At 68.9% G+C, this 13,847-nt stretch carries 16 protein-coding genes; all 16 read right to left on the bottom strand.

The window, feature by feature from the left end:
• Window positions 1-137: 137 nt before the first annotated feature.
• Window positions 138-731: a TlpA disulfide reductase family protein gene (locus BJ970_RS10785; RefSeq protein WP_184726133.1), complete on the bottom strand. Its 594-nt coding sequence runs from the start codon at window positions 729-731 to the stop codon at window positions 138-140.
• Window positions 728-1,363 (bottom strand): histidine phosphatase family protein, encoded by a 636-nt coding sequence (locus BJ970_RS10780; RefSeq protein WP_184726132.1) that lies wholly within the window; start codon window positions 1,361-1,363, stop codon window positions 728-730. The genes BJ970_RS10785 and BJ970_RS10780 overlap by 4 nt, the downstream gene beginning before the upstream one ends.
• The gene (hemL, locus tag BJ970_RS10775; RefSeq protein ID WP_184726131.1) at window positions 1,360-2,709 is read right to left on the bottom strand and encodes a glutamate-1-semialdehyde 2,1-aminomutase; all 1,350 of its coding nucleotides are present in this window, start codon (window positions 2,707-2,709) and stop codon (window positions 1,360-1,362) included. Before hemL ends, BJ970_RS10780 begins: the two co-directional genes overlap by 4 nt.
• A 49-nt stretch (window positions 2,710-2,758) precedes the next feature.
• Entirely contained in the window at window positions 2,759-3,106 is a 348-nt protein-coding gene (locus BJ970_RS10770) for a hypothetical protein (RefSeq protein WP_184726130.1), read from the bottom strand.
• A gap of 54 nt (window positions 3,107-3,160) precedes the next feature.
• A complete protein-coding gene (locus tag BJ970_RS10765) occupies window positions 3,161-3,778 on the bottom strand; it encodes a hypothetical protein (RefSeq protein WP_312864201.1) in 618 nt (205 codons plus the stop codon).
• Between the two features lie 225 nt (window positions 3,779-4,003).
• On the bottom strand, window positions 4,004-4,438 hold the full coding sequence (gene mce1N / locus BJ970_RS10760; protein WP_184726128.1) for a transport-regulating membrane protein Mce1N: 435 nt from the start codon (window positions 4,436-4,438) through the stop codon (window positions 4,004-4,006).
• Window positions 4,431-4,850, bottom strand: a complete 420-nt coding sequence (locus BJ970_RS10755; RefSeq protein WP_184726127.1) for a hypothetical protein — start codon at window positions 4,848-4,850, stop codon at window positions 4,431-4,433. Before BJ970_RS10755 ends, mce1N begins: the two co-directional genes overlap by 8 nt.
• Window positions 4,850-5,524 (bottom strand): hypothetical protein, encoded by a 675-nt coding sequence (locus tag BJ970_RS10750; RefSeq protein WP_312864200.1) that lies wholly within the window; start codon window positions 5,522-5,524, stop codon window positions 4,850-4,852. Before BJ970_RS10750 ends, BJ970_RS10755 begins: the two co-directional genes overlap by 1 nt.
• 263 nt (window positions 5,525-5,787) lie before the next feature.
• Complete coding sequence (locus BJ970_RS10745; RefSeq protein WP_184726126.1) at window positions 5,788-6,324, bottom strand: hypothetical protein; 537 nt, start codon at window positions 6,322-6,324, stop codon at window positions 5,788-5,790.
• A gap of 40 nt (window positions 6,325-6,364) precedes the next feature.
• Window positions 6,365-6,955, bottom strand: coding sequence for a hypothetical protein (locus tag BJ970_RS10740; protein ID WP_184726125.1), 591 nt, complete (start codon window positions 6,953-6,955; stop codon window positions 6,365-6,367).
• The gene (hemB, locus tag BJ970_RS10735) at window positions 6,952-7,935 is read right to left on the bottom strand and encodes a porphobilinogen synthase (protein WP_184726124.1); all 984 of its coding nucleotides are present in this window, start codon (window positions 7,933-7,935) and stop codon (window positions 6,952-6,954) included. The genes BJ970_RS10740 and hemB overlap by 4 nt, the downstream gene beginning before the upstream one ends.
• A 302-nt stretch (window positions 7,936-8,237) precedes the next feature.
• The gene (locus BJ970_RS10730) at window positions 8,238-9,770 is read right to left on the bottom strand and encodes a bifunctional uroporphyrinogen-III C-methyltransferase/uroporphyrinogen-III synthase (RefSeq protein WP_184726123.1); all 1,533 of its coding nucleotides are present in this window, start codon (window positions 9,768-9,770) and stop codon (window positions 8,238-8,240) included.
• 14 nt (window positions 9,771-9,784) lie between these two features.
• Complete coding sequence (gene hemC / locus BJ970_RS10725; protein WP_184726122.1) at window positions 9,785-10,723, bottom strand: hydroxymethylbilane synthase; 939 nt, start codon at window positions 10,721-10,723, stop codon at window positions 9,785-9,787.
• Window positions 10,720-12,132 carry a glutamyl-tRNA reductase gene (locus BJ970_RS10720; RefSeq protein ID WP_184726121.1) on the bottom strand — a complete coding sequence of 471 codons (1,413 nt, stop codon included), beginning with the start codon at window positions 12,130-12,132 and terminating at the stop codon, window positions 10,720-10,722. Before BJ970_RS10720 ends, hemC begins: the two co-directional genes overlap by 4 nt.
• The gene (locus tag BJ970_RS10715; RefSeq protein ID WP_184726120.1) at window positions 12,129-12,968 is read right to left on the bottom strand and encodes a redox-sensing transcriptional repressor Rex; all 840 of its coding nucleotides are present in this window, start codon (window positions 12,966-12,968) and stop codon (window positions 12,129-12,131) included. The genes BJ970_RS10720 and BJ970_RS10715 overlap by 4 nt, the downstream gene beginning before the upstream one ends.
• A 396-nt stretch (window positions 12,969-13,364) precedes the next feature.
• On the bottom strand, window positions 13,365-13,601 hold the full coding sequence (locus BJ970_RS10710; RefSeq protein WP_184726119.1) for a glutaredoxin family protein: 237 nt from the start codon (window positions 13,599-13,601) through the stop codon (window positions 13,365-13,367).
• Between the last annotated feature and the right edge of the window lie 246 nt (window positions 13,602-13,847).

The raw sequence follows: 13,847 nt of genomic DNA, 5'->3' as shown, positions 1-13,847 counted from the left end.
TTTTCGGGACCACGGTCCGGCCGGAAGTCGATGGGAGGCGAGCATCACACCACGGGAAACCAGCGTGAGCCCGCTCAACGCGCAGCGGCCCCGCCTGGGCGCGATCACCACCGGCTCGCAGCAACTGCCGAACGGAGTCAGCGGGGTTCGGCGGCGACCTTCTGCACCTCGGGGAGCAACTCGCTCTCCAACATCTCAGTCAGGAAAATGGCCGCGACCCGGTGCTGCCTGTCGAGCACGATCGTGGCCGGCACAGTGGCGCGTGGGAACTGCCGCAGTGCTAGCAGCGAACGTCCCGCCGGGTCGAAGATCGACGGGTAGGTCAACCTCCGGTCGCGGTCGAAGTCCGCAGCGGCCGAGCGGTCGTCCCGCACGTCGATACCGAGCACCTGAACGCCCTGGCTCTTGGTCTTGTCCTGCACGGCCTGCAGGTCGTCGGCCTCGGACCGACAAGGTCCGCACCAGGAGCCCCAGATGTTCAGGACCACGACCTGGCCCTTGAAGTCGTCCAGTCCGATCTGCTTGCCCGGTTCCAGGAGGCTTTCGCCGGCCAGCCCGGAAACCCGGCCACGCTCGTTTTGCGGGTAGAAGAGGCGGGTCTGCCCGCCGGGCGAGACGAAAGTGAACTCGCCGCCGCCCTGCGAGTTCGCGTCATCGCCCTGGGTAGCGCAGCCGCCGACCAGGGCCAACGCCGCCGCGACCAGCCCAAACCGCACTAGCAGCCGTTTCATGCCCCTGTCACCTTCGGATCGGTTCCCCCGGCGGGTTCGACATAGGCGATCCGCACGAGTTCCTCGCCACGGAACACCAGGCTGGTCAGCGACGCCAGCGAGCACTGTCGCCGCCTGGGGTCGTGCCACATGGGCTTACCCTCCAGGAAGCGGCGCAACGTCCAGATCGGCAACTGGTGCGAAACGCAAACCGCCTCGCGACCGGCGGCGGCCGCCCGGGCACGGTGCGCCGCGCCCAGCATGCGGTGCGCGATCTCCAGGTACGGCTCGCCCCACGACGGCCGCAGCGGGTTCCACAGCTTCGGCCAGTGCACCGGCGACCGCAGCGCACCATCCCCGACCGAGACCTTGAGCCCTTCGAAGCGGTTGTCGGCCTCGATGAGACGCTCGTCGGTGGCCACGTCGAGCCGGCACATCGCGCTGATCGGCATGGCCGTCTGCTGGGCACGCTGCAAGGGCGAGGCGACGACGTAGGCGATGTCGCGCCCGGACAGAAACTCCGCGACGATCTTCGCCTGCTGCTCGCCCCGGTCCGACAGCCGGTAACCCGGTAGGCGCCCATAGAGGATGCCATCGGGGTTGTGCACCTCGCCGTGACGCAGGAAGTGCACCACGGTCTTCACGTCGGTCATGCGTCCGCCCCCGGGGCGGTCGCCGCAGCGGCGGCCCGAGCGGCGTGCGGCAGCGCTTCGGCGATCGTCTCGAATGCCGCCTCGTCCATCGCGGCGTTGACGAACCAGGATTCGAATGCGCTCGGCGGCGGATAGACGCCTCGCTTGAGCAACTCGTGGAAGAAGGCGGGGAACCGCCAGACCTGTTGGGCCTGCGCCTGCTCGTAATCGTGCACCGGCGTCTCGCTGAAGAAGACGCTGACCATGTTCGCCGCGAACGCGATCTGGTGCGGCACGCCCTCGGCGGTCAGCGCCGCTCCGAGCAGGTCGCCAAGCCGCTTGCCGTTGCGGTCCAACGCCGCGTAGACCTCGGCGTCGGCAGCGCGCAGGTTGGCCAGCCCGGCGGCCACCGCGACGGGGTTCCCGGACAACGTGCCCGCCTGGTACACCGGCCCGGAGGGGGCGAGGCGGGCCATGATGTCGGCACGGCCGCCGAAGGCCGCTGCGGGCAGCCCGCCGGACATCACCTTGCCGAAGGTGTAGAGATCACCGGCTACGCCGTCGACGCCGAACCAACCGGCCGCGGATACCCGGAAACCGGTCATGACTTCGTCCATGATCAGCAACGCCCCGGCCCCGCTGGTGATCTTCCGCAACCCGGCGTTGAAACCGGGCAGCGGCGCGACCGCGCCCATGTTGCCCGCCGCGGCTTCGGTGATCACGCACGCGATCTCGTCGCCCTGCTCGGCGAAAACCTGGCGCACGGCATCGAGGTCGTTGTAGGGCAGCACGATGGTGTCCGCCGCCTGGGCACCGGTGACGCCCGGCGAGGTCGGCAGCCCGAGGGTCGCGACCCCTGACCCGGCGCTGGCCAGCAGCGCGTCCACGTGACCGTGGTAGCAGCCGGCGAACTTGACGACCTTCTTCCGACCGGTGAACCCGCGGGCCAACCGGACGGCGCTCATCGTCGCCTCGGTGCCCGAGTTGACGAGCCGGACCTGCTCGACCGGGTCGACGCGGTCGATGATCTCCTGCGCGAGTTCGATCTCACCGACGCCCGGGGTACCGAAGGACAGGCCGTGCGAAGCGGCCTCTTGCACGGCCCGAACCACGTCGGGGTGCGAGTGACCGTTGATCATCGGCCCCCAGGAGGACACCAGGTCGACGTACCTGTTGTCGTCGGCGTCCCACAGGTAGGCGCCTTCGCCGCGGACCATGAACCTGGGCGTGCCGCCGACCGAGTGAAACGCCCTGACGGGTGAGTTGACGCCGCCTGGCGTCACCGCGAGAGCGCGCTCGAACAGCTGCCGCGACCGCGGCGCCGGATCGTCGTTCGAATTCGATGCGGGATTCGCAGGAGCTGTCACGCCCCCAGTTTGACAGGCGCAGCGCAGTGACCGGTCACACCCCGTTGTGCTACCGGCGGCGGGTCCGCACCGCCAACATCAACTGGCGGATCACATCGAGCAGCAGCAACCCGGCCAGTGTCACCGCGCCCACCGCGGCGGACAGCCAGCTCCCGATCGACCGGGTGACGACGTCAACGCCGCCGTGCGGGCCCGGCAGGTAGATGGTCACCGTCCCGTGCCGCCACGCCCACCAGGCCGCCAGCACCAGCGCCACCGCCACGACGAGCTCGATCCCGGCCACGGCCGCCCGCCAGGGCTGGTGCAACCCGGCCGAACCGGTCGGCGCGGCGGCGTGCTCAAGGGTGTCGACACTGAGTTTCGGCCCGTCGGCAGGCCACTGTTCCGGAGTCGTCACGCGTGGAAGCGTCTCACGACCCACCGTGCACGCGACAAACCAGCCGCCCGCGAACTAACCCAACCGGCGCCATGCCCTGTCCCGTTGATCGAGGACTTCGGTGAGCCGGTCAGTTGTCTGAACGTGTCTGAGGGCATCGGGCGACAAGTACCCGAGCAGCCGATGCCCGCGCTGCCGGTATTCCTCCAGATCGAGGTAGAAGATCGGTTCGTGGTGCATGATCCTGTTGCGGAAGTTCCGCATCTTGTAGAAGTCATCGTGAAGTCTTGCGCGCGGCCCCTTGTAGTGCGGAAACGCCTTGTGCGGGGAGGGGACCCAGAACCGACGGTCATTTCGCTTGTGCAGCAGCGCAACCCAGAATCCGAACGTGGGCTGCGCAACGATGTCGTCCGCAGTCCGCCGGCGTGACGCGACGTTTTCGAGCACGTTCTCGATCTTCCGGCTGTCGTGCTTGTCCAGTGGCACGTCCACCCACCAGTCGAGCCTTGAGTACTGGTCACGAAGCCGTTGGTTGATCGCATTCCGCAGGCCTACTTCTAGCCAGTGCAGCGGATGGTAGAAGGCAGCGGAAATGTCGATGTTCCGCTGATAAAGCTGGATGGCCACGTCGATGCGCCCGTCGGCGGCCTTCCGGTACCGCTCGAATCTCGGCGCTGACAGAGCGCAACGCACCCAGTCAGGCAAAACTGCTTCCGTGAAACCACTTGTGGGGCACTCATCGGGAACTTCTGGGTAATGTTCTTGCCGGACGCCCCGGGTCCGCCTCTGCTTCGCATGCCGGGGCACTTTGCTGCTCGCGGCGAGGTCGAGCGACGTGGATCATTCAAGCGCACTACGGCGCGCAAGCTCACCTAATTCGATCGTGTGTTCGTAATCCGAAAGCGGCTCCGAAGTCGGCTACTTCTCCACTAGGCGGGCCAGCGCCGCCGACAGAGCCTCGGGGTTCTTCGCCCACGCCAGGACGACTTCGTCGGGTTCGAGGCGCAACGGCACCTCGCCCGTTCCCTTCGGGACCGTCCAGCTTCCGCCCAGCACCCGTGCCCCCACCGGCGCTCCCACATCGGTCACCGCTGCGATGCGGCTGATGTCGAGTTCTTCCCGGCCCTGCACCAGTTCCGCCGGCGTCAGCCGCACCGAGACCAGTCGGCGGCGGCCGTGAACCCAGACCGAGGTGGCAGCCGCGAGCACTCCGCCGGTCAACAGCCACATCGCTGTGTTCACCGAGCCGGGCGTCAACGCTTCGACAGCGAGCCCGAGCAGCGCGAACGCCGGACCCCACAGCACCGGCCACCAACTGCTGCCGCGCTCCGAATACAACACCGGTTCAGTCATGCTCACCCGTCAACCAGTCCGTGCTTGAGCGCCACCACATGAGCACCGTCGCAGCCGCTCCCAGGATCAGCAGGATCACGTTCACGCTGAACACCGCCCCGGTGCCCAACAACATGAACAGGTGCACCACCGCGAACGCCGACAGCACGATCCGGGCCCAGGGGCGCCGCTTGAAAAGCAGCGCCCCCAACACCAGGTAGGCCGCCGCCAGCAGCACGGCGAACCCGGTGTTGACCAGCAGCAGTTGCTGCGCGCGACCGGCCGCGTCCGCCGGTGTGGCCTGGTGCTGTTCGATCAGCCGCTGTGCCAGTTCGGCGCGCCCGACCCACATCAGCGCCGTCTGCCATGCGAGGACGAGCGCTACCACCCACCACAGGATGATGGCGCGGCGCAGCGGTCGCGGCGGGTTCATCAGACCCGGTTCGCCGCCTGGAAGTACCAGTTCGACGGCTTGAGATAGACCAGCGTGGTGAACGCGATCATCCCCACCAGACCCAAGCCGAGCTGGCCGTAGGACAACGCGAAGTACGAGCCGGGCAGCTGCACGTCTTCCAGGCCGCCGGACATCGTCGTGCTGCCGCCCTGGATCAGACCGATGACGCCCGCGAGCATCCAGACAGCGGCGAAGACCGTGAGCGTGACCCGCGCCCAATTCCGTCCGGCCCGCATCTTGAAGCCGAACAGGATCCACAGCGTAGTCAGGATCAGGTAAACAATCGTGAGAAAGATGAAGATGAAAAGCAGGACCCCGTTGGCGATGGACGAGATTTGCGCGTCGATTTTCGCCTCACCGGTGGCCGCGCCGGCGAGGGAGTCGTTCACGAAACCCTGCAGCAACAGATAGCTCACCACGGACAACACCGTCGCGACCAACGGCACGACGACCGCGATCCAGAAGGCGATCTCGACGGTGATCGGCCGCCGGAGCTCGCCCAGCTCGTGCGACGAAACCGGCGGCGCCGCGAACGGGTTCGACTGCGGATACTGCGGATAGCCGCCCTGCGAGTACTGCTGCGGAAAGCCGCCGGAGGGGGTTCCGCCCTGCGGGTACCCGCCCTGGTGCCAAGGATTTTGTGGCGAAGTCACGCGGCAAACAGTATGAACAGGGCAGACCCGCTGTCCACCTGGTTGCGAAAACTCACTTCCCCGCCACGGCCGTGAAGTAGCCGTTGGGATCGCTTCAGGAACACCGGTCGTTCACCAGCGCGCTTCCGCAGCACCGTCCCAAGCACCAAGTGCGGCAGATTTGGGCCCTGCCGCCAAGGGTTCTTGGGCGCCCGCGACCGAAGGACAACCGATCAGCTCGACATGCCGACATCGCCGGCATCGTGCACCGGAAAGGCCCGCGTTCACCGGCGCCGCGTGATTTGGAAGTACTGGTTTGACGGCGCGAGGTAAGCGAAAACGATAGTCGCCGCCACCGTCAGCACCTGCAACACCGCAAGCAGCGCGGTTGCGATGCCGCCCGCGGAACCGCCGATCACCGACGGGAGGGTGAGCAGGATCCACACCGCCCCCACCACGGTGATCACGATCCGCGCCCAGTTGCGCCCCCGGCGCATGAAGAACAGGAACATGATCCACAACGCCGCGATAACGGCCACGATCGCGGACACCAATGCCAGCACCGCGAAGTAGACGCTGCGCGCCTGATCCAGCGTGAGCGGCTGGCCTTGGGCCGAAGCCCCTTCCAGCACCAGCCGCAGCTCGGCTTCGGACACCAGCAGGAAGGCCGCCGCCAGCATCGCGAAACCCACCACCACGCTGACGATACCGGTCCAGAAGGCGTAGGTGATCGTGCTCGGCCGCCAAGGACCGGCCAGCTCGTGCTTGGGCACCGGCGAGGCGGCGTAGGGATCGGGCTCGGGTTCCTGCGGCGGCGTCACGTGCCCCAGGCTAGAAACCGTGACGGCCGCTGTCCAGGTATTATGACCAACCGTTACCGATCGGACCCGGTGGGTTATCGCCCCGCCGCCGGTTCCGCGCCGCCTGGAAGAAGCGGTTCGATTCCGGGCGGTACATGAACACGATCGCGGCGATCTCGATGAGCATGACGACCACCGAGAACACGACGTCGGCGCCCGTGATCGCGACGCCGCTGAGCTCGCGGATCAATGCCCCGCCGACCACCGCCACGACGAGCACCGTGGCCAGCGCGTTGAAAACCCCGAAGCCGCCGAAGACGGTGAGCACGACGCGGGCCCAGTTGCGGCCTTCCAGCATCCGCTTGGCCAGCAGCACGTAGACCATCAGGATCGCCGCCTTGAGCAGGAAGGTGAACATGATCCCGCTGTTGGCCGCGGCCTCCAGGTCTTGCTGGGTCAGGTTCGGATCCAGCTGGCGGAGTTCGGCGATCAGCCTCGCCCGGTCGACGAGCTGGATGAACGCCTGCACGACGCCGACCAGCACCGACCCGATCCACAGCCACCGCGCCACCAGCAGCGACTGGGGCGGCGACGGATCCGGTTCCGGCACCGCTCGATCGAACGCGTCCACCCGTTGCCCCGGGTCCGTCATGCTTGCGCGCCCTTCAGCCACTGCGCGGCCTCGACCGCCCAGTACGTCAGCACGACATCGGCGCCGGCCCGCCGGATCGAGGTCAGCGTTTCCAGCACGGTGCGCTGCCGGTCCAGCCAGCCGTTGGCGGCCGCGGCCTCGATCATCGAGTACTCGCCGGAGACCTGGTAGGCGGCCACCGGCACGTCGGCCACGCCGGCGACGTCCCGCAGCACGTCCAAATAGGACATCGCGGGCTTGACCATCACCATGTCCGCGCCCTCGGCGAGGTCCAGGTCGACTTCGCGCAGCGCCTCCCGGCCGTTGGCCGGGTCCTGCTGGTAGGTCTTGCGGTCGCCCGACAGCTGCGAATCCACCGCTTCGCGGAACGGCCCGTAGAAGGCAGAGGCGTACTTCGCCGAGTAGGCCAGGATCGAGGTGTCGCCGAATCCGGTCGCGTCCAGCGACTCGCGGATCACGCCGACCTGGCCGTCCATCATGCCGCTGGGGGCCACCACGTGCGCCCCGGAGTGGGCCTGCACCACGGCCATCTCGCCGTAGATCTGGAGCGTGCGGTCGTTATCCACCGCGCCGTCATCGTCCAGCACACCGCAGTGCCCGTGGTCGGTGAACTCGTCCAGGCACAGGTCGGCCATCAACACGGTGTCGTCGCCGACCTCGGCGGACAGGTCGCGCAGCGCGACGTTGAGCACGCCCTCCGGGTCAACGGCACCCGAGCCCGTCGCGTCGTGCTTCGTGGGCACGCCGAACAGCATCAGGCCGCCGACCCCGGCGCTGACCGCGTCGACCGCGGCCTTGCGCAGCGAATCCCGGCTGTGCTGCACCACGCCCGGCATCGACGGGATCGGCGCCGGTTCGGTCGCGCCCTCGCGGACGAACATCGGCAGCACCAGGTGCCGGGGCTCCACGGAGGTTTCGGACACCAGGCGGCGCATGGCGGGGTTGCGGCGAAGTCGACGCGGACGGTGCGAGGGATACATGAAAGCGGCTCCCCAAGCTGGCTCGGCGGGGTGACACCACGAGCGTAACCACCCGGCCGTACCGGGCGGCCGAGGGTTCAGCCCGGGAACCGCCGGCTCCGAAGCCGTCGAGGAAACCCGAACAGCCGGCCATCGGAGATCAACGCCGACCCGGTGGGGTCCTTGGCATCCCGGAAGCGTCAATGCGCGGCGCTAATCGCTCTTGCTGCAACAACGAGCCGTGCGCGAGGGGCCCAGCCGAGGTCGCTTGACGAGTGAGGGGCACCCTTTTTGGTAAAGGATGCCCCTCAGACAACGGGAAATCAGCTGCGCCGTGCGCGCTTGGCCTTGCGCGGCGGCGGAAGCGCGCCCTCAGCGCGCAGCCTCGCGGCGTGCTCGGCGAGCGCGTCCACCAGATCCTCCACCCGCGGGACCTCCGGCTGCACGTCCACCCGCAGACCGAACTCCTTGGCGGTCTCCGCGGTGTTCGGGCCGATGCAGGCCACCAGGGTTCGGGCGTGCGGCTTGCCCGCGATGCCGACCAGGTTGCGGACCGTGGACGACGAGGTGAAGCACACCGCGTCGAACCCGCCCGTCTTGATCATCTCGCGGGTCTCGGCGGGCGGCGGCGCGGCGCGCACCGTGCGGTAGGCGGTGACATCGTCGACCTCCCAGCCCCGCTCGCGCAGCCCGGCCGACAGCGTCTCGGTGGCGATGTCCGCCCGCGGCAGCAGCACGCGGTCGACCGGGTCGAGGATGTCGTCGTGCGGCGGGAACTCCTGCAGCAGGCCCTCGCTGGACTGGTCGCCGGAGGGCAGCAGCTCCGGCATGATGCCGAAGGAACGGACCTTGGCCGCGGTGGCCTCGCCGACGCAGGCAATCTTGACGCCGGAGAACGCGCGCGCATCCAGCCCGAACTCGGCGAACTTCTCCCAGACCGCACGCACCGCGTTGGCCGAGGTGAACACCACCCACTGGTAGCGGCCGTCGACCAGGCCCTTGACCGCGCGCTCCATCTGCGCGGGGCTGCGCGGCGGCTCGACCGAGATCGTCGGCACCTCGTGCGAGACGGCGCCGTGCGACCAAAGCCGGTCGCTCATCACACCGGCCTGCTCCTTGGTGCGCGGCACCAGGACTTTCCAGCCGTACAGCGCGCGGGACTCCCACCAGGACAGCTTGCTGCGCTCGGACACGATGTCGCCGATGGTCACCACCAGGTGGCCCTGCAGCTCACCGGCGTCGGCGGCGAGCGAGGCCAGCGTCGTGTCGATGGTGCGTTGCTGGACCGTGGTACCGGAAGCGGTCACCGCGACCGGGGTCGTCGCCGACCTGCCGTGCTCGACCAGTCGCGACGCGGCCTCGGCGAGGTGGCTGCCGGTGGTGTGCAGCACCAGCGCACCGGGCACCGCGGCCAGCGAAGCCCAGTCCACGTCGCCGCGGACGTCCACCTCGGTGTGCACGGCGCCGAGCGCGATACCGGCATAGGCCGGAACCGCGCTGCCGCCGGCGACGCCGGGGATGATGTCGAACGCGGCACCGGTCTTGGCGACCTCCTGCACCTCGCGGACCACGGCGTCGGCGGTCAGCGGGTCACCGGCGACCAACCGCACCACGGTGCGGCCGGTCGCGGCCTCGTTCGCCAGGTCCTTGGCCACGTCCGCCGGGTCGCCCACGGCGGGGCGAACCTCGGCGCCGTCGGCGGCCTGGGCGACGATGTCGGCGGGTACGTCCGGGTCGGTCACCAGCAACGTGGCGCGGGTGATCACATTCCGGCCCCGAACGGTGAGCAGTCCCGCGTCACCGGGACCGGAGCCCACGAAAGCAATCCGTCCGGGGGTCTTACGTGCTCGGGTCATCAGGGCACTCCCCATCAACTACTGCCGGGTCCGCTGAGCAATGCGGCCCTGGCTTCGAGCAACTGGGCGGCCAACTCCCGGCCCAGCCGCTCGGCGGCGGTCGTCTCACCAGTGATGGAGGCGCGCACCAACTGATCGTCGTCGGTCGCCACCACCCCGCGCACGGACAGCCGCAGCGCCACGCGCCCGTCCTCGTCGAGGTCATCCACCACTTCGGCCAGCGCGCCGACCGGCGCGCTACAGCCCGCTTCGAGCGCGGCCAGCATGGCGCGCTCCGCGGCCACGGCGGCGCGGCTAGCCTGATCGTCCAAAACGGACTGCAGCAGGTGCTCGGTGTCCACGTCATCGACGCGGCATTCCACTGCCAGCGCGCCCTGGGCGGGCGCGGGCAGCATCTGCAGTGGATCGAGCGTTTCCGTGATCACCTCAAGGCGGCCCACCCGGGCCAGCCCGGCTCGGGCAAGCACGACGGCGTCCAGCTCACCGTCGGTCACCTTGCGCATTCGGGTGTCCACATTGCCGCGGATGCTGCGCACCTCCAGCCCGAGGCCCAAGGCTCGGAGCTGGCTGGCGCGGCGCGGCGAACCGGTGCCCAGAACGGACCCCGGGGGCAATTCGCCGAGCGTCAGACCGTCCCGTGCCACCAGCGCGTCCCGCGGGTCCTCTCGGACCGGGACGGCGGCCAGCGACAACCGGGGGTCCGGTTCGGTCGGCAGGTCTTTGTAAGAGTGCACCGCGACGTCGACTTCCCCGACGGCGAGCGCTTCGCGCAGCGCGGAGGTGAACACGCCGACGCCGATCTCGGCGATCGGCGCCATCGAGCGGTCGCCGGGGGTCGACACGGTGACCAGCTGGGTCTGACAGCCGGCCTTCTCCAGCTCTTCGGCCACCCGCGAGCTCTGTGCCATTGCCAGGGCGCTAGCGCGGGTACCGATGCGGAGGGTCTTGTTCAACGGTCCTCACCGTCCTGTTCCACTCGACCGCGCAGGTCCGCCCGCCCGGCGGACTTGGCGCGCTGCGTGTGCGCCACGTTCGCCCCGCCGGCCAGGCCGTCTTCGGCCTGCGGCGTACCGAGCACTGCGGCCGTCTGCGGATCGAGTTCGAAGAGCTCTCGAAGCGCGTCGGCGTATCCGGCTCCGCCCGGCACCGACGCAAGTTGCTTGACCCGGACCGTCGGAGTGTGCAGGAGCTTGTCCACCACGCGACGGACCGTGCGCGCCAATTCGTCGCGCACGTCGCCGCCCAGTTCGGGCAGCCGCGAGTCGAGCCGCAGCAGCTCGCTGTCCACGACCTCGGCGGCGCGCTTGCGCAGCGCGGTCACGGTCGGAGTCACCTCGGCCGAGCGCTGTGCGGCGAGGTAGTTGCGCAGTTCTTCGGCGACGATCTGCGCGGCTCGCTCGGACTCGTTGCCGCCCTGCTTGTCGGACAGCCGCTGCTGCAGGCTTTCCAGGTCGACAAGGGTCACGCCGGGCAGTTCGGCCACCTCGGGCGCGATGTCCCGGGGCAGGCCGAGGTCGCAGCACAGTAGCGGCCGGTCGTCGCGGACCGTCAGCGCCGCGGCGACCACGTCTTCGGTCACCACCACGCCGATCGCGCCGGTGCAGGCCACCACCAGGTCGGCCGCGGCGATCGCGGAGCTGAGACCCGCGAGGTCCACGGTGCGGGCGGCGAAGCCGTCCGCACGCAGCGACTCGGCCAGCCGCTGACCGTTGGCCGCGGTGCGGTTGGCGATCACGACCTCGCCGATGCCGGCGCGCTTGAGCTGCGCGGCGGCCAAGCCGCCCATCGAGCCTGCGCCGATCACCAGTGCGCTGCGCCCGGCCAGGCCGTCGAGCGCGATCTCCGCGTCGACGAGCGCCTCGGAGACGACCGACGCGCCTTCGGCGTCGATGCCGGTCTCGGCGTGCACCCGCTTGCCGACCCGCAATGCCTGTTGCGCGAGCTCGTGCAGGGTCTTGCCGACGGTGCCGTTCTCGTCGGCGGTGCCGTATGCCTGCCGCAGCTGGCCGAGGATCTGCGCCTCGCCGACGACCATGGAATCCAGGCCGGCGGACACCGAGAAAAGGTGCTCGACCGCGGCGCCGGCGTAGTAGACGTAGAGGTGGTCGGCGAGTTCGCCGACCTCGGCGCCCGCATGCCGGGCGAGCACCGACGTGACGTCGTCCAGGCCGCCGTGGAAGGTCTCCGCGACCACGTACACCTCGACCCGGTTGCAGGTCGAGATGACGAATGCCTCGCAGATGTGCTCGCGACCCAGCAGCTCGTCGAGGATCTTGGTGATGTCTTCGGCACCGATGGACACGCGTTCCAGCACCCGCACCGAAGCGCTGTGGTGGGAAATCCCGACGGTGAGCAGGTTCACAGCCGTTCCACCATCCTGTTCGCCGATTCGACCTCACCCGGCATCTGACCGCCGCCGCCCGGCGGGCCGATGTTCACACCGTCCACATTGGAGCGGTGGAGTTCCGTCGCCGCTTCCTGCTGACGTCGGGCCACGTGAAACGACAGGATCTGCATCTCCACCGCCAGGTCGACCTTGCGCACCTCGACGTCCTCGGGGACCTGCAGCACGACGGGCGCGAAGTTCAGGATGCACGTAACGCCCCCGGCGACCAAACCATCGCAGACCTCCTGCGCGCCCTTCGCCGGGGTGGCGATGACGCCGATGGTGACCTCGCGCTCGTCGCACACCTCGACGATGTCGTCGATGTGGCTGACCGGAATGCCGCCGACCGGCACCCCGACCAGGTCCGGGTCCAGGTCGAACAGCGCGGCGACCGGAAAGCCGCGGCTCGGGAAGCCGCCGTAGTTGGCCAGCGCGTGGCCGAGGTTACCGATGCCGACCACCGCGACGCTGTGCTTGCGGGTCAGGCCGAGGGTGCGCTCAATTTGCCCGATGAGCACCGCCACCTCGTAACCGACGCCGCGGGTGCCGTAGGAGCCGATGTAGGACAGGTCCTTGCGCAGCTTCGCGGAGTTGACCCCGGCGGCCACGGCCAGCTCGTCACTGGAGACCGTGGTCACGTTCTGGTCGGCCAGTCCGGACAGGGCGCGCAGATAAACCGCGAGCCGGGCGACGGCGGCTTCCGGGATCGCCCTGGCGCGCTCCCGCGCCGCGGGGACCTCGATCGCCGACTGCTTGGAACCGGCCTCGGCCTGCCCGTCACCGCCCTGCACGTCCGCTCCGTGGGCCGTCACGCTGGATCTCCCTCGCCCTACCTGCTGCATTGGCTTGCCACACCTCCGCGCCCCGGCGAGGCGCGGCCGCGCGCGACGGTCGTCGCCCACTTCCCGATTTCGTTCCTCGGGTAGGAAGCGCCGACCGGTCTGCCACTCGGCGGCCTCGGCGTTGTCCGCGAGCACTGCAACCGGCGCCTCGACACCTGATCCGCTGATCCACACCGAGAATCCGGCGACCCGACCCATACACCGTAACCAATTTGTGAACGCAGGCACAAAGTCGCAGGGCCGAGACCGCTCCGGAAGCGCAAACCTTCCCTGACATCATTGCCGATAGCCCCCCGACGTGCCAAAACGCGTGGTCTAGCGCATGCGGACGGCGCCGGGGACCGCTCGGCCGGGCAAGATCACGGGTCAGCGGGCCAGCGCGCGGCGGAAGCGGTCCTCCTCGACCTTCCAGTACCCATGCTCGGCTCCATCGATCAAGATCACCGGCACCCGGTCGCCGTACTCGGCGCGCAATTCCGCATCGGCGTCGACGTCCCGGGCCGACCAGGACACACCGAGCTCGGCACAGATCCGCCGCACGTCGGAGATCGCGTCCGCACATGCGTGGCAACCCTCGCGGGTCATCACCGTCACCTCGTGCATGCCTTCGCTCCAGGGGGAAATTCGGGCCGGATTTCGCGGTTTCCAACGTACCCATCGGGCGGATTCCGAAAGCACCACCGATCACGCTGGCCAAGTGTCCAAAATCACCTTCGCATCTCAAGTGTGGCCATGCGAACGAATACTCTGCGTGATCCGATCATCACCGCCCGGTACTACCTACTTGCCAGTAACAACACGTATGCTGCCCCAACGCCCACGCCCCTGCGGCACCAGGCCCGAGCCTGG

Origin of the sequence: Saccharopolyspora phatthalungensis (assembly GCF_014203395.1) — a bacterium.
Classification (GTDB): domain Bacteria; phylum Actinomycetota; class Actinomycetes; order Mycobacteriales; family Pseudonocardiaceae; genus Saccharopolyspora; species Saccharopolyspora phatthalungensis.
This window is presented reverse-complemented; position numbering and strand designations above follow the sequence as displayed.

Coding starts and splice junctions, on each gene's coding strand:
- BJ970_RS10785 (WP_184726133.1), bottom strand. CDS start 731: ATGAAACGGCTGCTAGTGCGGTTTGGGCTGGTCGCGGCGGCGTTGGCC.
- BJ970_RS10780 (WP_184726132.1), bottom strand. CDS start 1,363: ATGACCGACGTGAAGACCGTGGTGCACTTCCTGCGTCACGGCGAGGTG.
- mce1N (WP_184726128.1), bottom strand. CDS start 4,438: ATGACTGAACCGGTGTTGTATTCGGAGCGCGGCAGCAGTTGGTGGCCG.
- BJ970_RS10755 (WP_184726127.1), bottom strand. CDS start 4,850: ATGAACCCGCCGCGACCGCTGCGCCGCGCCATCATCCTGTGGTGGGTG.
- BJ970_RS10740 (WP_184726125.1), bottom strand. CDS start 6,955: ATGACGGACCCGGGGCAACGGGTGGACGCGTTCGATCGAGCGGTGCCG.
- hemB (WP_184726124.1), bottom strand. CDS start 7,935: ATGTATCCCTCGCACCGTCCGCGTCGACTTCGCCGCAACCCCGCCATG.
- BJ970_RS10730 (WP_184726123.1), bottom strand. CDS start 9,770: ATGACCCGAGCACGTAAGACCCCCGGACGGATTGCTTTCGTGGGCTCC.
- BJ970_RS10710 (WP_184726119.1), bottom strand. CDS start 13,601: ATGCACGAGGTGACGGTGATGACCCGCGAGGGTTGCCACGCATGTGCG.